This is a genomic window from Sphingomonas sp. SORGH_AS_0789, assembly GCF_031453055.1.
In the GTDB taxonomy this organism is placed as follows: Bacteria; Pseudomonadota; Alphaproteobacteria; order Sphingomonadales; family Sphingomonadaceae; genus Sphingomonas.
Map to the genome: position 1 here is coordinate 2,272,224 of NZ_JAVIYV010000001.1, position 20,242 is coordinate 2,292,465.

The following is a 20,242-nucleotide window of genomic DNA, read 5'->3' on the forward strand; positions in this document are numbered from 1 at the left end:
GTCGTCACGCCGGTCCGTATTGCGCGGCAATCGCACGGTGGCCGCGTCATCATACCGACCCGGCAGTTGACGTACGGGCCGGGATCATTGCATTCAAACGCAATGATGACGACGATCCGTTGCATAAATTAGAGCATGCCCGCCCTATCGCGCTTCATCCGATATTTCATGGCAGTCGGGCGGCTGGGCTCGATCCGGCGCGCCGCCGACGAGCTGGCCGTGTCGGCCTCGGCGATCGACCGGCAGATACTCAATGCCGAGGCGCGGCTGGGGGTTCAGTTGTTCGAACGGCTGTCCACCGGCCTGCGGCTGACGGCGGCGGGCGAAGTGATGATGGCGGCGGGCGGACGCTGGCAGAAGCAGCTCGGGGACACGCTGGCCCAGATCGAGGATTTGCGCGGGCTGAAGCGCGGCCATGTCGACATCGCGGTCATCGACGCGCTGTCCAAGGGCTATATGCCCGCCGCGATCCATGCGATCCAGCAAAGCCATCCCGGTATCACCATGGGGGTGCATGTGCTGGGCAACGAGCAGGTGCGGCGCGCGATCGCCGCCAATGACGTCGATTTCGGCATCCTGTTCGACCCGCAATCCTATCAGGATCTGACGGTCCGCGCCTTTGTCGACGTGGTGCTGGGCATCGTCTCGCCGCCGGGGCATCGGCTGGCGGGGCAGCCGGAGATTCGCTTTTCCGATTGCGACGGCGAATCGGTGATCCTGCCGGCCGCGCCGCTAGCCGTGCACCAGCAGGTCGCGGTGCTGGAGGCGACGTCGGGCGTCACGCTCAACCGTCGGGTGACGTCGGACAATATCCAGATGATCGCGTCGCTGATCGAGCAGGGCGACAGCGTCGGCATCCTGACCTCGCTGGACGTATCGACCGAGGTGCGCACCGGATCGCTGGCGTTCACGCGCATCGCGGACAAGGTGCTGCGCCCGATGACGCTGGCCCTGTGCACCGCAACCGCGCGCACGCCCTCCTATGCCGCCGCGATGGTGCTGCGCGAGATCGAGGCGGGTTTCACCCAGTTCGCCTATCAGCCCCCCGCGGCCTGAGGCCGGGTCGGACGGGCCAGCAGCCGCAGCATCAGCGCCTCCAGCCGGGCGGGATCGATGGCGCGGATCACCTCCGCGCGCTGTTCGCCGATCCCCGGCTGATAGCCCGGGCTCCACGACAGCATATCGCCGTAACCCGGCCCGAACTGCGTATCGTAATCGACAAAGGCGGTGTCGCGCGTGGTGACGATCCTCGGGTCGAGCCAGACCGCGGCGGCGATCTCGTCCCACATCGGAAAGCCGGGTTCGAGCGACCCGATCCAGTCTGCCATGGCGGGCGGCGACACCGCGCGCAGCCGCGCGATCAGCGCGGGCGTCAGTTCGGTCGCGGTGGACGGGTCGGCGGGGACGACGGTGATGTGCCGCCACGGGCTGCGCGACACGATGCTCGCCGCCTCGGGATCGAAGCGCGCATTGAACTCGCGGCGCGGCGAATGGACGAATTCGCGCGCAAACTGGCTGGCCGACACGCCGTCCCTTACCTGACGGGGATTGAGGCTGCCGCCCATATAGACCAGCTCCTTGGCCAGACCCGCAAAGGCGGGATCGAGCCGCTGCGCCAGCGCCAAATTGGTCAGCGGTCCCATCGCGATGATCGTCACCTGTCCGGGATGCTCGTGCACCATGCGGAGCAGGAAATTGGCGGCGATCTCGGGCGAGGGGCGGGTGGTCGGATTGCCGCCGGGCAGCGCGACCGGATCGTCGGCGCGGTGATAGGGCGGGGTGCTCTGTTTCGTCGGCTCGACCCATTGGCGCATCCAGGCGCCCTTCCAGGTCAGCTTGCCGTACAGCGCCTCCCAGCGTTCGGTCAGAACCTCCGAATTGACCAGCGGATAGGTCGCGCCTTGCGCCACGGGCACGCTCCGGCCCATCCGCTCGACGCCCTTGAGCGCCAGGGCGGTGGCGCGGTTGGCCCAGACATTGCCCGTGACGGTGGTGATGCCCAGCACCTCGACATCGGGCGCGTCGAGCAGCATGACATGGCCCAGCCCGAAGCCTTCGTCGTCGATGACGACCAGGCGGCGGTTCTCCTGCGCCTGCGCGGGCATTGTCGCCGCGAGCAGCGCCATTAAACATCCAAGAAGCTGCAACCCCAGCTTGCGCATCAGCCGATCCCCCGATCCCAGCCGCATTCGCCCATCACATAGGTACGCCGCACGGTGCGGTCGTCGCCCAGCACCTGCATCGCGAACAGCCGCGCGGCCAGGTCCGCGCCTGCGGTCCGCCGCGCGAGCAGCGGCGTGGCGGCTTCGTCCAGCACGACGAAATCGGCCTCCTGTCCGGGCAGCAGTGCCCCGACCCGGTCGCCGATGTTGAGCAGCGCCGCGCTGCCCGCCGTCGCCAGATAGAGCGCACGGAACGGATCGAGTCGCAACTCGCGTGCGAGCGCCGCCTGATAAGCGACCCCGGCGGTGTGGAGCATCGAGAAGGATGTGCCCGCGCCGATATCGCTGCCCAGACCCAGCCGCAGCTTGTGGGCATCGGCCTGCCCGAAATCGAAGAAGCCCGATCCCAGGAAGAGGTTGGAGGTCGGGCAGACCGCGATCCCCGCTCCGGTTTCCGCGAGCCGCGCGCAGCTTCGGTCGGACAGATGGATGCCATGCGCGAATACCGATCGCGGACCGACCAGCCCGAACCGGTCATAGACATCGAGATAGTCGTGCGCGTGCGGGAAACGCTCCGCGACGGCGGCGCATTCGTGGCGGTTCTCGGCCAGATGGGTGTGCAGCAGCACATCGGGGTTCGCGTCGAGCAGCGCGGCGGCCTGCACGAGCTGTTCGTCGGACGAGGTCAGCGCGAAACGCGGCGTCACCGCATAGCCCAGCCGTCCGCTCCCGCGCCATCGGCGGATCAGCGCCTCGCTATCCGCACGGGCGCTCTCGGGCGTGTCGCGCAGGCCCTCAGGGCCCAAATCCATCAGCACCTTGCCCGACAGGATCCGCATCCGCCGGTCGAGCGCCGCCTGGAACAGCGCGTCGACCGATCCGGGGTGGACGGTCGGGAAGACCAGCGCGCTGGTCGTGCCATGGCGGAGCAGCTCGGTCAGGAAGGCATCGGCGACGGCGGCGGCATGGGCCGGGTCGGCAAAGGCTTTTTCGGCCGGGAAGATATGGCGTTCCAGCCAGTCGAGCAGCTGTTCGCCATGCGAGGCGATGCGGTCCATCTGGGGATAATGGACATGCGCGTCGACAAAGCCGGGGACGACGATGCCGGACAGCCGCTCGACGGCGACGCCGTCGAACTGCGGCGCCAGCGTCGCATAATCGCCGCGCGCCACGACCAGCCCGTCCTCGACCGCGAGCAGCCCGTCGGGCTCATGCCGGATCGCGGTCGGATCGTCGCGGGGATCGGCACCGATCGACAGCAATTCGGCGCGGAAAAGGCGTAGGGTCATGGTCACTCGGCAATAACGGGGTGGGGGGCGGGCTCGCGGCCCAGCGCCAGAAGCTGGGCCAGGACCGACAGCGCGATCACCTCGGGTTCCTTGCCGGTGATCGCCGCCAGCCCGATCGGGCAGGTTAGTCGGGCGCGGGCTTCGTCCGGCACGTCGTCACGGGTCAGCCGGGCGAGGAAGCGGGCGCGCTTGGTCGCCGATCCGATCAGCCCGACAAAGGCCAGCGGCGGGCGCGTCAAGGCGGCGCGGGTCAGCTGGTAATCGAGCCCATGGTCATGGGTCAGGATCAGCACCGCCGCCTCGGCGGGCGCGTCGGCCAGACAGGCGGGCAGGCGGTCCTCGTCGACGATCGTCACGCCCTTCAGCTCCTGCATCGTCGCGCGGCTGTCGAACCAGGCGAGCCGCAGCGGCAGGCCGATCGCCTGACGCGCGATGGCCTGGCCGACATGACCCGCACCGAACAGATAGAGCGGCCGATGCCACTGGCCGAGCCGTTCGGCCCAGCATGCGCCCGCGCCGGGGCGTTCGCCGCGCGAGGGCAGGGCGACGATTGCCGCCGCCGGATCGACGGTGCGCGTGATGCCCGACGGGTGCAGCAGGGTGGTCAGCGTCGCGCCGAGGGTCGCCGTCTCGATCCAGCCCAGCGCATCGGGGTCGATCCGCTCGATCAACAGCCGGACGCGCCCGCCGCAGCATTGGCCGAGCAGCGGCCCGAGCGGATAATCCTGTATCCGCCAGGTGCCGGGTGGGTGGGCCAGGATCGCGCGGGCCTGTTCGATCGCCCGATGCTCCAGCGCGCCGCCGCCGATCGTGTCGAACGCGGCGGCATCCGTCACCACCATCCGCGTGCCCGCTCCGCGCGGCGCGGACCCCTCGGTCGCCAGCACCGTGACCAGCGCGATCCGCTCGCCGGGCGTGGCGTCGCGCAGCCTGGTCATCCACAGCGCGTTCATGCGCGGTGGGCGGCGATCGCGCGCAGGATCGCCTCGGGCGTGGCGGGCGCGTTCAGCGGCGGAAAGCCGCGCCGTTCGGGCGCGGTGGCGGCCACCGCCTCGCCCAGCGCGGACAGCACGCACTGGGCCAGCATGAACGGCGGCTCGCCGACCGCCTTCGAGCGGTTGATTGTCGGCTCGACATTCTCCCCGTCCCACAGCGCGACCCGGAAACGATGCGGGCGGTCGGCGGCGGTCGGGATCTTGTAGGTGGCGGGCGAATGGGTCAGCAAGCGGCCATCCTCGGCGAAGACCAGTTCCTCGGTGGTCAGCCAGCCCTGGCCCTGGAGGAACCCGCCCTCGATCTGGCCAAGGTCGATCGCCGGATTGAGCGACCGGCCGACATCGTGGAGGATATCGACCGCCAGGACGCGGTGTTCGCCGGTCAGCGTGTCCACCACCACCTCTGCGCATGCCGCGCCATAGGCGAAATAGTAAAAGGGGCGCCCGCGATGCGCCGCTCGGTCATAGGCGATGTCCGGCGTCGCATAGAATCCGGTCGAGGACAGCGACACCCGCGCCAGATGCGCCTTGCGGCACAGCGTGTCGAAGGGGATCGTCTCCGCCCCCGCAACGACCCCGGCCGGGGTGAAGCGCACCGCCTCCACCGCACAGCCGCCGATCGACGCCGCCACGCCCGCCAGCCGCTCGCGGATGGTGCGCGCCGCCTCGAACGCCGCCATGCCGTTCAAATCGGCCCCCGACGAAGCGGCGGTGGCAGAGGTGTTGGGCACCTTGTCGGTGCGCGTCGCGGTGATGCGCACCTTTGTCACCGGCACGGCGAAGACGTCCGCCACGACCTGCGCGACCTTGATGTACAGGCCCTGGCCCATTTCGGTGCCGCCATGGTTCAGCTGGATGCTGCCATCGGCATAGACATGCACCAGCGCGCCCGCCTGGTTGAGATGGGTGGTGGTGAAGCTGATCCCGAACTTCACCGGGGTCAGCGCAATGCCTTTCTTGAGGATGGTGTGGCGGGCGTTGAATTCGCGGATAGCGGCGCGGCGTGCGTCATAGTCGCTGTCGCCGCGCAACCGGGCGATCAGCGGGGGCGCGATATTGTCGGCGATCGTCATGCCATAGGGCGTCACGTCGCGCCCCGGCCCGTAGAGATTGGCGATGCGCACCTCGAGCGGATCGCGGCCGAGCGCGGCGGCGACCGCATCGATCACCCGCTCGATCGCCAGCATGCCTTGCGGCCCGCCGAAACCGCGAAAGGCGGTGGCGGAGACGGTGTGGGTCTTCAGCCGTTCGGAGACGATCTCGATCGCGGGCAACCAATAGCAATTGTCCGCATGGAACATGGCGCGGTCGTTGATCGCGGGGGACAGATCGACCGTCGCCCCGCACCGCGACGCCAGCCGCAGCACCAGTCCGACGATCCGGCCATCGTCGTCGAAACCGACATCATAGGCGATCTCGAAATCATGGCGCTTGCCGGTCAGCACCATGTCGTCGTCGCGGTCGCAGCAGAATTTGGCGGGGCGACCCGTCTTGGCGGCGACCAAAGCAGCGGCGGCGGCGAAGAGAGCCGCCTGCGTCTCCTTGCCGCCGAACGCGCCGCCCATGCGACGCACCTCGACCGTGACGTCCGCCGACGTCACGCCCAGCAGGTCGGCGACCAGATGCTGGACCTCGCTGGGATGCTGGGTCGAGCTGGTGATATGGATCTGCCCGTCCTCGCCGGGACGCGCGAGTGCGACCTGCCCCTCCAGATAGAAATGGTCCTGCCCGCCCATCGCGAACCCGCCGGACCGGCGATGCGGGGCGTTTTCCAGGGCGGCGGCGGCATCGCCGCGCGCCATGCGCTGGGTCGGCTCGATCAGCGAGGCGGCGGCGCGGGCGTCCGCGATCGACAGCAGCGCGGGGCGGGGGGCATAGTCGATCCTCCCCAGCCGCGCCGCCCGCCGCGCCGCACCCCGGCTGGTCGCCGCGACCAGAAAGACCGGCTGGCCGCGATACAGGACTTCCCCGTCCGCGAGCAGCCGGTCGTCATGCGCGACCGGGCTGACGTCATTATGCCCTGGAATGTCGGCCGCAGTGAAGACCGCCACGACGCCCGGTGCGGCGCGGACTGCCGACAGGTCGAGCGCGACGATTTCGGCATGCGTCTCGCCCGACTGGCCGAAGGCGAGGTGGAGCAGATCGGCGGGCTCCGGCTCGTCATCGACATAGCGCGCCCCGCCGGTGACATGCAGGACCGCGCTGTCATGCGGCAGCGAGGGCTTGAGGATCGGCTCGGCGGCGGGGGTCGTAACGGGATCGGCCATCAGACCGCCTCCCGGACCGAAACCGGCTCGCCCTGTTCGCGGTGCCACAGCCGCCACAGCAGATTGCCCGCCGCTTCGTGGCGATAGGCCGCGCTGCCGCGCACATCGGTCAGCGGCGCGAAATCCTCGCGCAGCGCGGCGACGGCGCGGGCGATCGTCGCTTGCGAAAAGGATGCGCCGGCCAGCGCCGCCTCGCACGCCGGGGCACGGCGCGGCGTCGCCGCCATTCCGCCGAACGCAACCCGCGCCTCGGCGATGACGCCGTCGCGCAGCGTCAGCGCGAAGGCGCCGCACACCGCGGATATGTCGCTGTCGAAGCGGCGCGACAGCTTGGCGATATGGACGATCGCATCGGGGGCGGGGCGGGGAATATGGATGCGTTCGATAAACTCGCCGGGCGCCCGGTCCTGGCGGCCATAGCCGAGGAAATAATCCTCAAGGGCCAGCGTCCGACGCCGGTTCCCGCGACGCAGCGTCAGCACTGCCCCCAGCGCGATCAGCGCGGGCGGTCCGTCGCCGATCGGCGAGCCATTGGCGATGTTGCCGCCGATCGTGCCCGCATTGCGCACCTGCAATCCGCCGATCCGCCGCACCAGCTCGCCCAGATCGGAATGCAGCCGCCCGAGCGCGTCATGCGCCTCGGCATAGCGCACCGCCGCGCCCAGCGTGACCCCGGCGGCGTCCTCCATGACGGTGCGCAGTTCGGGCACGTCGCCGATGAAGACCGGCGTGTCGATGTCGCGCAGTCCCTTCGTCACCCACAACCCGACATCGGTGGCCCCGGCGATCAGCCGCGCATCGGGATGGTCGAGCAGCAACGCGGCGAGGTCGTCGGCCGATCGCGGTGCGAACCAGTTCGTTTCTGTCGGCGCTGAGGCGGTCCGAAGGTCGCGCAGCGTAGCGGCCAGTCGTGCATCATCGCGGTCGATCCGGGGCGCGTCCTCGGCGGCGGCGAGGATCGGGCCATAGCCGGTGCACCGGCACAGATTGCCTGCGATCACGTCGGCGACCGGCAGCGCGTGCCCCGCCGCGCCCACCGCGCGGCCATAGAGCGACATGACGAAACCCGGCGTGCAGAAGCCGCATTGCGAACTGCCGTTGCGCGCCATGCACGACTGGAGCGGGGTCAGCGTCTCGCCGCGCGACAGGCTTTCGACCGTCAGCACCGCCTTGCCGTCGATCATCGGCAGGAACAGGATGCAGGCATTGACCGCGCGCCACGCGATGCCCTCTCCGTCCGGCTCGCCGACCAACACCGTGCAGGCACCGCAATCCCCCTCGGCGCAACCCTCCTTGGTGCCGGTGCGGCGCAGGCGATAGCGGAGATGGTCGAGCAGCGTCGCGGTCGGCTCGGCGTCGGCGACCTCCACCACGGCATCGTCGAGAAGGAAGCGGATCGTCATCGCCTCACGCCGCTCCCATCCAGACGAAGCGCGCGACGAACAGGGCGGCGAGCAGGAACAGGAACCAGTCGGCCCGCGTCGCCTGTCCCCGTGCCGCCTTCAATATGGCATGCGCGGTGATGCCGAAGGCCAGGCCATTGGCGATCGAGAAGGTCAGCGGGATCATCGCGACGGTCAGGAAAGCCGGGATCGCCGCCAGCGGATCGTCCCATTTCACCTCGGCCAGCGGCAACAGCATCAGCCCGCCGACGACGATCAGCGCGGGCGCGGTGGCGGCCAGCGGCACCAGCTGCGCATAGGGCGCGACGAACATCATCAGCAGGAACAACAGGCCGGTGACGATGGCGGTCAGCCCGGTGCGCCCGCCCGCCTGCACCCCCGCCGCGCTCTCGACATAGCTGGTGACGGTGCTGGTGCCCGCCACCGCGCCGACCATGGTCGCCACCGCATCGGTCAGGAGGATGCGGTTCAGTCCGGGAATACGACCCGCCGCGTCGATCAGCCCGGCGCGCTTGGTCACCGCGACCAGCGTGCCGATATTGTCGAACAGGTCGACGAACAGGAACACGAACAATATCTCGAACAGGCCCAGCCCGTGCCGCCCGCCTGCCCCGAACACGCCGGGCAGGTCGATGCGGAACGCGGTCTCGGTCAGCATGGTCAGGCTATAGGGTTCGGGCTTCACCGTGACCTGGCCGGTCATCCAGGCGACGGCGGTGGTGACGACGATCCCGATCAGCATCGCGCCGCGCACGTTCCAGATGCTCAGCATCGCGATCAGCAACAGCCCCAGCAGCGCGAGCGCCGCGCCCGGCTCGGTCAACGGGCCCAGCGTTACCAGCGTCGCGGGACTGGCGACGACGATCCCGGCATTCCTCAGCCCGATGAAACCGATGAATAGCCCGATCCCGCCCGCCACCGCCGCGAACAGATGCGACGGAATCACCGAGACGATCAGCTGTCGCACCCCGGTCAGCGTCAGGATCAGGAAGCAGACGCCCGAGATCAGCACGCATCCCAGCGCGACCGGCCAGGGGATGCCCATCTGCTGGACGACGGTGAAACTGAAATAGGCGTTCAGGCCCATGCCCGGCGCCAGCGCCAGCGGCACATTGGCGACCATCCCCATCAGGATCGAGGCGAAGGCCGCGGCGAAGCAGGTGGCGGCGGCGACCGCCGCGACCGGCATCCCCGCCTGTCCCAGGATCGCGGGGTTCACCAGCACGATATAGGCCATGGTCAGGAACGTGGTGGTTCCCGCCAGCACCTCCGTCCGCAGCGAAGTGCCGCGCTCGCGCAACAGGAAACGGCGTTCCAGCGCGGTCGATGCCGGTCCTTCCGTCGCTGCCCTATCTGTCATTGCGTCCCCCGAAATCCGCCTCACGGGCGTCATGCCACTCGGCGCCCGACCGATCTACATCAATGAACGGGATAGATCGTTGCAAAAATGAGTGCACCCCTTGGTACGCCCCGCGCGCGGTTTAAGGCAACGCGACGTGCCGGATATTGCGATGGGCGGAGCGGAATCCGCTCCCTAGACAGGCGGGCATCATCAAGGGGGATAGCGAATGAACGCCCGTTGCAATGACGGTCGCAGGGGCAGGCGCGGGCGCGCCGGTGCGACCTGCGCGATGCTGGTGCTGGCGGCGGCGATGCTCGGCGGGGCGGCCGCGCCGACATCGCCCGAGGCGCGGACCGCTGCCTATCTGGACCGTATCGCGGACAGCCCGCCACGGCTGCGCATGTTCCTGCAAGTCATGCCCAAGGGCGGCGACCTGCATAATCACGCGGGCGGCGCGGTCTATGCCGAGGATATGCTGCAATGGGCGGCGGCGGAGGGACTGTGCCTGTCGACCGATCCCGTCGGCGTGGCGCCCGCACCCTGCGACGCGCCCGGCCGGGTCGCGGCGGCCGATCTGGTCCGCAACTATCCGCGCTATGCCGCCTTTGTCGACGCCTTCTCCACGCGCGGCTTCGAAGCGGGGACCGGCGATCCGCGCATATCCGGCTATGACCGTTTCTTTGCGACCTTCGGTGCCTTCTGGCCGATCGCCGCACGGCATGGCGGTAAGGTGCTCGCTCTGGCGCGCGAGCAGGCCGCCGCCGACGGCGTGTCCTATGCCGAGTTGAGCACCGGTTCGGCCGCGACGCAGCCCTTGCTGGCCAAGGTCGGGGAAGGCGATGTGGGCGATCTGGCCGCGCTCTATGCCAGGATCGCGCCCGAACTGCCCCGCGCGGTGCAGGCGACGCGGGCGGAATATGACGCTTATGAGGCGGAGATGGCATCGATCGACGGTTGCGCCACGGCCACCCCGAAGCCCGCCTGCGCCACGGAAATCCGGTATCAATATGCCGCCATCCGCACCCGGCCGCCGGTGCAGGTCTTCGCCGAACTCGCGCTGGGATTTGCGCTGGCGCAGGGCGATCCGCGCTTCGTGGCGGTCAATATCGTCGCGCCCGAACATGATCCGGTCGCGCTGCGCGACTATGCGCTGCACATGCGGATGCTGCGCTTCCTGAAGGCGCGCTATCCCGCCGTTCCGCTGTCGCTGCACGCGGGCGAACTGACCTTGGGGCTGGTCCCCCCGCGCGACCTGGCCTTCCATATCCGGGACGCGGTGGAGGTCGCGGGGGCGCGCCGGATCGGCCATGGTGTCGACATTGCCTATGAAACCGACGCCCGCACCTTGCTCGCCCGCATGGCGCGCGACCGGGTGGCGGTGGAGATCAACCTGACCAGCAACGCGGTGATCCTGGGCGTGAAGGGGCGCGACCATCCGCTGTCGCTCTATCGCCAGGCGGGCGTGCCGGTGGTCCTGTCGACCGACGACGAGGGCGTCTCGCGCAGCGACATGACCAACGAATATCTTCGCGGAGTGACCGAGCAGAAGCTGCGCTACCCCGACCTCAAGCAGATGGCGCGCGATTCGCTGCACTATTCCTTCCTGCCGGGGGACAGCCTGTGGCGCGACCGCGCGGGCGGGGCCCGTGTCGCGGCCTGCGATCGCCTCGATACCCCCGCGTGCCGCGCCTTTACCGCGACCCATGCCAAGGCGCGGCTGGAGGCACGGCTCGAACGCGATTTCGACAGGTTCGAGCGGCAGAGCTTCGACTGACCCGCCCAAAGGGTGAGCGAAAAATGCGCGCGCTCGAGGCGGAATATTGCGCTTCTGCCGCCCCATTTGTCGACGCTAACACAGCCCTCGAAAGCGGGCGGCGCCGCGCGACATCATCCGGCGGACGGTTGAGGAACGGTGCCCGGCCCATGCGAAATCAGGTGCGGGGGCAAATGATGAACTGGACGAAATGGTCGCTGCTGCTGTCCTGCGCGACGCTGCTGACCGATCCGTGCGCGGCGCAGGTCGCCACGCCGGCGACGCCGGCGGATGCGGCGCAGGAGGAATATCTGCCCGACATCGTCGTCACCGCCGAAAAGCGCGAGGCGGGGTTGCAGCAGGTGCCGCAGGCGATCACCGCGCTGACCGGCGATGCGCTGGTCGCGAACAACATCAACAGCTTCCAGGATCTGAGCGCGCTGGCCCCCGGCCTGACCGTCGGCAATGCCGAAGGGGAGCGCACGACGCTGTCCATTCGCGGCGTCGGGCAGGAGGCGAACCAGAATGACGTCGCCGCGCCGTCCGTCTCCTATCACCAGGACGGCGTCTATATCGTGTCGCCCTTCGCGCTGGGCGGCAACTTCCTGGATGTGGGGCGGGTCGAGGTGCTGCGCGGGCCGCAGGGGACGCTGTTCGGCCAGAACTCGACCGGCGGCGCGATCAATCTGGTCACGGTCGCGCCCGCGCTCGACCGGACCGAGGGCTATGTCGATGCGGCCTATGGATCGTTCGACTATCGCAACCTGCGATCGGCGGTGAACCTGCCCATCGGATCGACGATGGCGGTGCGCGCGACGGGAAGCTGGCTGAAGCAGGACGGCACCACGACGAACATCCGGCTGGGGCAGAAGCTGGACCAGCGCAACGACGCCGCCTGGCGGTTCCAGCTGCTGTGGAAACCCGTCGACAATTTCCATATCGACCTGACCGCGCAGCAATTCCGCAGCGACACCAACGGGCCCGCGCGCTTCGGTCTGCTCGACCCGACCCCGCGCCGCGACGCGGACGGCCACCGGCAACTGGCGCAGGACTCGCCGTCGCACCTGTTCCTGCGCTCGCAACTGTACAGCCTGGTCGCGACCTGGGACCTGCCGGGCTTCACCGTCAAATATCTGGGCAGCCACCAGCGCGAGGATGTCCGCAAATATCGCGACAACGACTTTTCCGACGTGGCGCTGGTAGGGCCGCTGGCCGTCGAGCGCAGCTTCTACGAGCGGCAGGACCAGGCGCATCGCTCCTATACCTCCGAGCTGAACCTCGTGTCGCGCACGCCCTTGTTCGGCAGCGTCGACTGGGTGCTCGGCGCCTTCTGGTTCCAGCAGAAGATCGAGGCGCATTCGTTCGAGCGGGTGGATCGCAACCGCAACGGGGTGCTCGATCCGTTCAACGCGGTCGCGAATAACGGCCTGCCGCCCGCCGGGGACATCGGTTTCCAGAGCGATTTCTTCCCCGAGCGCCGCTCCTTCTCCTTTTACGGACAGGCGACATGGCATGCGACCGACCGGCTGCGGATGACCGGCGGGCTGCGCTATACCGACGACCGGGCGACCAACCGCAACTATAATTTCTTCACCCTGTCGACCGGCCGACCGACCGCGCTGATCACGTCGCAGGGGACGGCGGTGACGGGGCGCGCGGCGGTGGAGTTCGACCTGGGCCGCAATCGCATGGCCTATGCCTCCTATACGCGCGGGTTCAAGCCGGGCGGCAACAACCTGACCTATGGCATTGCCGACGTAGCCGAGGATCTGGTGTTCCGCACCTTCCGCCCGGAACGCATCGACGCCTATGAGCTGGGGTTGAAGGCCGACTTCCTCGACGGGCGGCTGCGCACCAATCTGGCCGGGTTCGGCTATGACTATGTCGACCTGCAATATATGACCAGCGACCCGCGCAACCGGTCGAGCGGCGTGGCCAATATCCCGCGCAGCCGCATCCTGGGTGCGGAGGCGGAAGTGACCTTCGCACCCAGCCGCGACCTGCGGTTCAACACCGGCCTGACCCTGCTCGACAGCAAGGTCAGCGGCCATGCCCGCGCGCTGGACAGCGTGAATGCCACGGCGGCGGAGCGCAATCTGGTGGTCAACCAGCGGCTCAGCATCTTCGCGCCCGCCGTGACGCTGGCCCGCGCGGCGGTCATCGGCGATCTGTACGGCAACCAACTCGCCAAGACGCCCGCGTTCAGCGCCACGGCGGGCGTGAACTGGGACCATCAGTTCGGCGACGGGCTGCGCGGCTATGCGTCCGGGTTGTTCATCCGGCGCGGGGCGATGCAGGCGCGCGTGTTCAACAATCCCGCGATCGACCGCATCCCCGGTTACAATCAGGTCAACCTGACCGGCGGCGTCCGGTTCGGCGGCGGCTGGGACATCAGCCTGAGCGCGCAGAACCTGTTCGACACCGACGGCATCAGCACGCGCTTCACCGACGTGTTCGGCGTCAACGCCACCTTCGACCAGCTGATCCCGCCGCGCACCGTCATCGGCCGCGTGCGGTACAGCTTCTGACCGCGCGCCGAGCGATGGGGAGACGATAGCATGACGCAGCCGACGGAGGCCGAACGCAACGCCGCCATGCTTCAGGCCGAACGCCTGGGGCTGGCCCTTCCGGCAGCGGCGCTGGACGGCGTCACCGCCAACCAGCAATTGCTGGCGCGGCATCATGCCGTCGTGCGCGAAGCTCTGGCGGAGGATGCGGAATGAGCGCGGTGCCCGAAACCGCCTGCGCCATCGCGGCCGAGGTTCGCGAGGGGCGGCTATCGGCCCGGCAGGTCGCGATCGACACGCTCGACCGTATCGCGCGGCACGATGGTCTGAAGGCGGCCACGCGGTTGTTGCGCGAGCGGGCGCTGGCCGATGCGGCGCGGGTCGACGCGGCGGTCGCCGCCGGGCGCGATCCCGGCCCGCTCGCAGGCGTGCCCTTCGCGGTCAAGGACCTGTTCGACGTCGCCGGGGAGACGACGACGGCGGGTGCCCGGCAACGCGCGCATGCCCCGGCGGCGGCTCGTGATGCCGAGGTCGTCGCGCGGCTGTGCGCGGCGGGGGCGGTGCTGGTCGCGACGGCCAATATGGACGAGTTCGCCTATGGCTTCTCCACCGAGAACGCCCATTACGGCACCACCCGCAACCCGCACGATCCCGATCGGCTGGCGGGTGGCTCGTCGGGCGGGTCGGCGGCGCTGGTCGGTGCGGGGCTGGTCCCGCTGGCGCTGGGATCGGATACCAACGGATCGATCCGCGTGCCCGCCAGCCTGTGCGGGATATTCGGGTTGCGGCCGAGCTTCGGCGCGCTGTCGATCGAGGGTGTCTATCCCTTTGTCGAGCGGCTCGACACGGTCGGGTGCTTCGCCCGCTCGCCCGAGGATATGGCGCTGGCCCATGCGGTGATGCTCGGCGAGGCGGTGTCGCGGTTCGAGGGCGGGCCGGTGCGTGTCGCGGCGCTGGGCGGATGGTTCGCCGGGCGAGCCGATGCCGCCGTGCTTGCCGGGATCGATCGGATCGCCGCGCATCTGGAGGCGGGGCCGCCGGTCGTGCTGCGCTATGCCGCCGCCGCGCGGTCGGCCGGTTTCCTGCTGACCGGGGCCGAGGGTGGCCATCGCCATCTGCCCGCGCTGCGCCGTGACGCGATGGCGTTCGATCCGGCAACGCGCGACCGGCTGATCGCGGGCGCGCTCCAGCCGGTGGCCGCCGTCCGCGATGCCGAGGCGGTCGCCGCGCGCTTCATGGCCGAGGTCGCCGAGGCGCTGGCCGGGCATGACCTGCTCTTGGCCCCCGCGACGCCGATGCCCGCGCCCCGGATCGATGCGACGACGATCGTCATCGACGGCCAGACGCTGTCCGCGCGCGCCGATCTGGGCCTGCACACCCAGCCGCTGAGCCTGGCAGGCGTGCCGATCCTCTCGGTGCCGCTGGCCCAGGCCGAGGGGGTGCTGCCGATCGGCGTGCAGTTGATCGCCGCGCCGGGGCGTGAGGCGTTGTTGTTCGAGACGGCGGCGGCGCTGGTCGCGGCGGGGCTGGTGGCCTGTCCGCCCGTTCCTCATCTGGCGGAGGCGGCATGATGCGCGCGACCCCCCGTTCCTTGCGCGGCATGGTCAGCGCCCCCCACCATCTGGCGGCCCAGGCCGGGCGCGACGTGCTGGCCGAGGGCGGCAGCGCGGTCGAGGCGGCGGTGGCGACGGCCGCCTGCCTCGCCGTTGTCTATCCGCACATGACCGGGATCGGCGGCGACGGCTTCTGGCTGGTCGCCGAGCCGGACGGCCGGACCTGGGCGATCGACGGCTGCGGCGCGGCCGCGATGGCGGCGGACCGCGCGCTGTACCGCGACCATGCGACCATTCCGTGGCGCGGACCCTTGGCGGCGAACACGGTGGCGGGGACCGTCGCGGGGTGGCAGGCGGCCTTGGCGCAGAGCGGTGCTACCCTGCCGCTCGACCGGCTGCTGCGCGATGCCATCGATCACGCCCGGAGTGGCGTGGTCGTCACGGCGGGCGGAGCGCAGGTCGCCGCCGCCGCGTCGCCCGCGCTGCGCGACCTGTCCGGTGCCTATGCGTCCGTCTTTGAGCCCGAAGGCCGTCCGCTGGCCGAGGGGGACCTGCTCCGCCAGCCCGCGCTGGCGGCGACGCTGGAACGATTGGCGGGGGAAGGGCTGGACGGCTTTTATAGCGGCGCGCTGGCACAGCTAATCGCCGACGACCTCGCCCAGCTCGGGAGTCCGCTTGCGGCGGCCGATCTCGCCGCCTTCGACGCGCTGGCCGTCGCGCCGCTGGAGGTGGCGATCACCGGGGCGCGCGTGTTCAACCTGCCGCCGCCGACGCAAGGAGTGGCGTCGCTGCTGATCCTGGCGCTGTTCGACCGGCTGCGCGCAGGTGAGGCCGACGGGTTCGACCATGTCCACCGGCTGGTCGAGGCGACGAAGCAGGCGTTCCGCTGGCGCGACGCGCATGTCGGCGATCCGGCGACGATGACGCAGGATGCGCAGGCGTTGCTGCGCGATACCGCCGCGCTGGACCGCATGGCGGGGGCTATCGACCCCCGACCGCGCCGCGCCATGGCCGCATCCCCCGGCGCTGGGCGACACCACCTGGTTCGGCGCGGCCGACGCGCGCGGACAGGTCGTCAGCTGTATCCAGAGCACCTATTTCGAGTTCGGATCGGGCATCGTCCTGCCCCGGACCGGCATCGTGTGGCAGAATCGGGGATGCTCCTTCGCGCTCGACGGTGACGGCCCCAACCGGCTGCGACCCGGAGCGCGGCCCTTCCACACGCTGAACCCGGCGCTGGCGCGGTTCGACGATGGCCGGGTCATGGCTTATGGCACGATGGGCGGCGAGGGACAGCCGCAGACCCAGGCGGCGATCTTTACCCGCCATGCGCTGTTCGGCCAGCCCCTGCAGGCGGCGGTGGACGCCCCGCGCTGGCTGCTCGGGCGGACCTGGGGCGACCAGAGCACCACGCTGAAGATCGAGGCGGGGTTCGATCCGGCCTTGTACGACCAACTGGCGGCGGCGGGCCATGCGGTCGAGCGCGTGCCCGGCCGGTCGTCGATGATGGGCCATGCCGGAGCGATCCTGCGCCATCCCGGCGGGATGATCGAGGGCGCGGCCGATCCGCGCAGCGACGGGATGGTGGCGACATGGTGACGACGACCGCATCCGGCGCGCGCGCGGTGGTGCGCTGTCTCGAGCTGTCGCGGGCGCCCTATAGCGACCGGGCGGACCGGCTGTTTCGCGGCTGGCTGACCCCTGCCTATCGCGCGACGATCGAACGCGTCGGGGCATGGATGGAGGCGGCGGGCATGACGGTCCGCCATGACGCCGCCGTCAACCTGATCGGCCGTTATGAGGGCACGCGCCCGGACGCGCCCGCTTTGGTGATCGGCAGCCATCTCGACAGCGTGCGCGACGCGGGGGCCTATGACGGGCCGCTGGGCGTGATGCTGGGCATCGAATGCGTCGCCGCGCTTCATGCCGAGGGGCGCAGGCTGCCCTTCGCGATCGAGGTGATCGGCTTCGGCGACGAAGAGGGATCGCGCTTCCCCGCCGCGATGCTGGGCAGCCGCGCGGTGGCGGGCACGCTGACGCCCGGCGCGGCCGACATGGCCGATGCGGCGGGGATCAGCGTCGATACCGCACTGCGTGAGTTCGGCAGCCAGGCCGCCGCGCTCGCCACCGCGCGCCGCGCGTCGGGCTCTATGGTCGCCTATCTCGAGGCGCATATCGAACAGGGGCCGGTGCTGGAGGCCGAGGGGCTGGCGCTGGGCGTCGTGACCGGCATCGCCGCGCAACTCCGCCTTGAGGTCACGGTGAACGGCGTGGCAGGCCATGCCGGAACCGTCACCATGCCCCTGCGCCGCGACGCGCTGGCCGCTGCCGCGCGGATGGTGTCGGCGGTCGAGGATATCGCGGTCGCCGCCGCGTCCGATCTGGTCGCGACGGTCGGCCGGATCGAGGTCGCGCCGGGGGCGGCGAACGTGATCGCGGGCGAGGTGCGCTTCACCGTCGACATTCGGGCGGGCGCGACCGACCGCCGCGACCGCGCCGCCGCCGCGATCGGTGCGGCGATGGAGGCCATCGCGCGCGATCGGGGCGTGCGCCTCACCGTCGCGACGGTCCACGACCTGCCGCCATGCCCGTGCGATCCCCGCCTCATGGATCTGCTCGACGCGGCGGTCGTCGCCACCGGGCAGGTTTCGCGTCGGCTGATGTCGGGCGCGGGGCATGACGCGATGGCGATGGTCGCGCTGGGGCCGGTCGCGATGCTGTTCCTGCGCTGTGCCGGGGGGATCAGCCACAACCCGGCCGAACATGTCGACCCGGCCGATGCCGATGCCGCCTTTGCCGCAATGCGCGGCTTTATCGACCGATTGGGAGGAAATTGTCGTGACGCCTGACCTTTTCGGCGAGATCGATCCGCCGCAGCGGCTGCTGATGGGGCCGGGGCCGGTCAACGCCCATCCGCGCGTGCTGCGCGCAATGAGTGCGGACCTGCTCGGCCAGTTCGATCCGGAGATGACCGGCTATATGAACCAGGTCATGGCGCTGTACCGTCCGGTGTTCGGGACCGAGAACCACTGGACCTTCCTGGTCGACGGCACCGCGCGCGCGGCGATCGAGGCGTCTCTGGTGTCGCTGCTCGCACCGGGGGACCGGCTGCTGGTCGTCGATTTCGGCCGCTTCGGACTGTTGTTGCAGGAGATTGGCGAGCGGATCGGCGCGCAGGTCGAGCGGCTGTCGGTCCCCTGGGGGCAGACGGTGCCGCTCGACGCCATCGCAGACGCGATCGAGCGGACCGCGCCAATGGTCGTCGCCTGCGTCCATGGCGACACCTCGACCACCATGGCGCAGCCGCTCGACGGGGTGGGGGCGCTGGCACAAGCGGCGGGCGCGTATCTCTATGTCGATGCGACCGCGACGATCGGCGGGATGGAGATCGCCGCCGACCGCTGGGGGGCGGACATCGTCACCGGCGGCTTGCAGAAATGCCTGGGCGGTCCGTCGGGATCGGCCCCGATCACCGTCTCGCCCCGCGCCGCCGAGCGCATCCTGGGGCGTCGCCATGTCGAAAAGGGCATTCGCCGCGACGACATTGTCGATGCGGGCGGGGTGCGGATCGGCACCAACTATTTCGACCTCGCCATGATCATGGACTATTGGTCGGAGAAGCGGCTGAACCATCATACCGAAGCGACGACGATGCTCTACGGCGCGCGCGAATGCGCCCGCGTGGCGCTGGGCGAGGGGCTGGAGGCACGGTTCGCGCGCCATGCGGCGGCGGGCCGGGCGGTGGTGGCCGGGGCCCGCGCGCTGGGGCTGGAGGTGTTCGGCGACGATCGCTTCCGCATGACCAACGTGACCGGCGTCCTGATCCCGCCCGGCGTTGACGGCGAGCGGGTGCGCGCCCGGATGCGCGAGGATTTCGAGATCGAGATCGGCACCGCCTTCGGCCCGCTCCAGGGCAAGGTCTGGCGGATCGGCGCGATGGGCTACAATGCCATGAAGCATAAGGTGCTGCTGACGCTCGCCGCGCTGGAGGCGGTGTTGCGGGCGGAGGGGATGGCATTGCCCTCCGGCGCCGGGGTCGATGCCGCGCTCGAAAGCTATACCGCATGACCGCGCTGCGCGATCTGGTCGGCTATGGCGCATCGCCGCCCGATCCCCGCTGGCCCGGCGGCGCGCGCGTCGCGGTGCAGTTCGTCGTCAATGTCGAGGAAGGCGCGGAGAACAGCGTCCTGAACGGCGATGCCGGGTCGGAGGCGTTCCTGTCGGAGATGGTCGGCGCGGCCAGCCATCCCGCCCGCGCCATGGCGATGGAAAGCCTGTACGAATATGGCGCGCGCGCCGGTTTCTGGCGGCTGCACCGGCTGTTCGCCGAGCGGCAGGTGCCGGTGACAGCCTTCGCGGTGGCGACCGCCATGGCCGCCAATCCGGCGACGGTCGACGCGATGCTGGCCGCCGACTGGGAGATCGCCAGCCACGGCTATCGCTGGATCGACTATCAATATGTCCCGCCCGAGGTGGAGCGCGCGCATATCGCCGAGGCGATCGCGCTGCACACCCGGCTGACCGGCACGCGCCCGCTGGGCTGGTATCAGGGGCGAACCTCGCCCGCGACCGCCGCGCTGGTCGCCGCTGAGGGCGGGTTCGTCTATGACGCCGACAGCTATGCCGACGACCTGCCCTATTGGGATCGTCGCCATGCCGATGCGAATGGCGGGCGGGCGCAGCTGATCGTGCCCTATACGCTCGACGCCAATGACATGAAGTTCGTCGCCTATAACGGCTTTGCCGATGGCGAACCCTTTTTCCGCTATCTGCGCGACACGTTCGAGCAGTTGCGGGCCGAGGGCGGGCGGATGATGTCGGTGGGCCTGCATGGGCGCATCGTCGGGCGGCCCGGCCGCGCGGCGGCGCTGGCCCGCTTCGTCGATCATGTGATCGCCAGCGGCGACGCGTGGATCGCGCGCCGCATCGATATCGCGCGACACTGGCAACAGGTGCACCCGGCATGACGCC

General features: G+C 69.9%; 14 protein-coding genes and 1 pseudogene. 9 read left to right on the forward strand and 6 right to left on the reverse strand.

Annotated elements, in window-relative coordinates:
* Positions 1-135 precede the first annotated feature (135 nt).
* Entirely contained in the window at positions 136-1,056 is a 921-nt protein-coding gene (locus QE360_RS10485; RefSeq protein ID WP_309701362.1) for a LysR family transcriptional regulator, read from the forward strand.
* On the opposite strand, the gene QE360_RS10490 is transcribed toward QE360_RS10485, so the two are convergent.
* The 6 genes from QE360_RS10490 to QE360_RS10515 are packed head-to-tail and all read right to left on the reverse strand — an operon-like array spanning position 1,038 to position 9,476.
* Positions 1,038-2,189 carry a nucleoside hydrolase gene (locus QE360_RS10490; protein ID WP_309701364.1) on the reverse strand — a complete coding sequence of 384 codons (1,152 nt, stop codon included), beginning with the start codon at positions 2,187-2,189 and terminating at the stop codon, positions 1,038-1,040. The two genes, QE360_RS10485 and QE360_RS10490, sit on opposite strands and share 19 nt — an antisense overlap.
* On the reverse strand, positions 2,162-3,451 hold the full coding sequence (gene guaD, locus QE360_RS10495; protein ID WP_309701365.1) for a guanine deaminase: 1,290 nt from the start codon (positions 3,449-3,451) through the stop codon (positions 2,162-2,164). Before guaD ends, QE360_RS10490 begins: the two co-directional genes overlap by 28 nt.
* A 2-nt stretch (positions 3,452-3,453) precedes the next feature.
* On the reverse strand, positions 3,454-4,389 hold the full coding sequence (gene xdhC, locus QE360_RS10500; protein WP_309701367.1) for a xanthine dehydrogenase accessory protein XdhC: 936 nt from the start codon (positions 4,387-4,389) through the stop codon (positions 3,454-3,456).
* A gap of 11 nt (positions 4,390-4,400) precedes the next feature.
* Positions 4,401-6,713: a xanthine dehydrogenase molybdopterin binding subunit gene (gene xdhB, locus QE360_RS10505; protein ID WP_309701369.1), complete on the reverse strand. Its 2,313-nt coding sequence runs from the start codon at positions 6,711-6,713 to the stop codon at positions 4,401-4,403.
* Positions 6,713-8,116, reverse strand: coding sequence for a xanthine dehydrogenase small subunit (xdhA, locus tag QE360_RS10510; RefSeq protein ID WP_309701371.1), 1,404 nt, complete (start codon positions 8,114-8,116; stop codon positions 6,713-6,715). The genes xdhB and xdhA overlap by 1 nt, the downstream gene beginning before the upstream one ends.
* A gap of 4 nt (positions 8,117-8,120) precedes the next feature.
* Positions 8,121-9,476 (reverse strand): NCS2 family permease, encoded by a 1,356-nt coding sequence (locus tag QE360_RS10515; protein ID WP_309701372.1) that lies wholly within the window; start codon positions 9,474-9,476, stop codon positions 8,121-8,123.
* A gap of 208 nt (positions 9,477-9,684) precedes the next feature.
* Between QE360_RS10515 and QE360_RS10520 the strand changes: the two genes are divergently transcribed.
* The 8 genes and pseudogenes from QE360_RS10520 (at position 9,685) to puuE (ending at position 20,238) form a co-directional block, all read left to right on the forward strand.
* Positions 9,685-11,232: an adenosine deaminase gene (locus tag QE360_RS10520; RefSeq protein WP_309701374.1), complete on the forward strand. Its 1,548-nt coding sequence runs from the start codon at positions 9,685-9,687 to the stop codon at positions 11,230-11,232.
* A 173-nt stretch (positions 11,233-11,405) separates the two neighbouring features.
* Positions 11,406-13,739 (forward strand): TonB-dependent receptor, encoded by a 2,334-nt coding sequence (locus QE360_RS10525; RefSeq protein ID WP_309701376.1) that lies wholly within the window; start codon positions 11,406-11,408, stop codon positions 13,737-13,739.
* A gap of 30 nt (positions 13,740-13,769) precedes the next feature.
* On the forward strand, positions 13,770-13,934 hold the full coding sequence (locus QE360_RS10530; protein WP_309701378.1) for a hypothetical protein: 165 nt from the start codon (positions 13,770-13,772) through the stop codon (positions 13,932-13,934).
* Positions 13,931-15,289 carry an AtzE family amidohydrolase gene (locus QE360_RS10535; protein ID WP_309701381.1) on the forward strand — a complete coding sequence of 453 codons (1,359 nt, stop codon included), beginning with the start codon at positions 13,931-13,933 and terminating at the stop codon, positions 15,287-15,289. The genes QE360_RS10530 and QE360_RS10535 overlap by 4 nt, the downstream gene beginning before the upstream one ends.
* Positions 15,289-16,870, forward strand: a pseudogene (locus QE360_RS10540) (gamma-glutamyltransferase family protein). The gene QE360_RS10535 and the pseudogene QE360_RS10540 overlap by 1 nt, the downstream one beginning before the upstream one ends.
* Positions 16,864-18,120, forward strand: coding sequence for an allantoate amidohydrolase (locus tag QE360_RS10545; RefSeq protein WP_309701383.1), 1,257 nt, complete (start codon positions 16,864-16,866; stop codon positions 18,118-18,120). The pseudogene QE360_RS10540 and the gene QE360_RS10545 overlap by 7 nt, the downstream one beginning before the upstream one ends.
* 37 nt (positions 18,121-18,157) lie before the next feature.
* Positions 18,158-19,339: an alanine--glyoxylate aminotransferase family protein gene (locus tag QE360_RS10550; protein WP_309704131.1), complete on the forward strand. Its 1,182-nt coding sequence runs from the start codon at positions 18,158-18,160 to the stop codon at positions 19,337-19,339.
* The gene (puuE, locus tag QE360_RS10555; RefSeq protein WP_309701385.1) at positions 19,336-20,238 is read left to right on the forward strand and encodes an allantoinase PuuE; all 903 of its coding nucleotides are present in this window, start codon (positions 19,336-19,338) and stop codon (positions 20,236-20,238) included. Before QE360_RS10550 ends, puuE begins: the two co-directional genes overlap by 4 nt.
* The last annotated feature ends 4 nt before the right edge of the window (positions 20,239-20,242 follow it).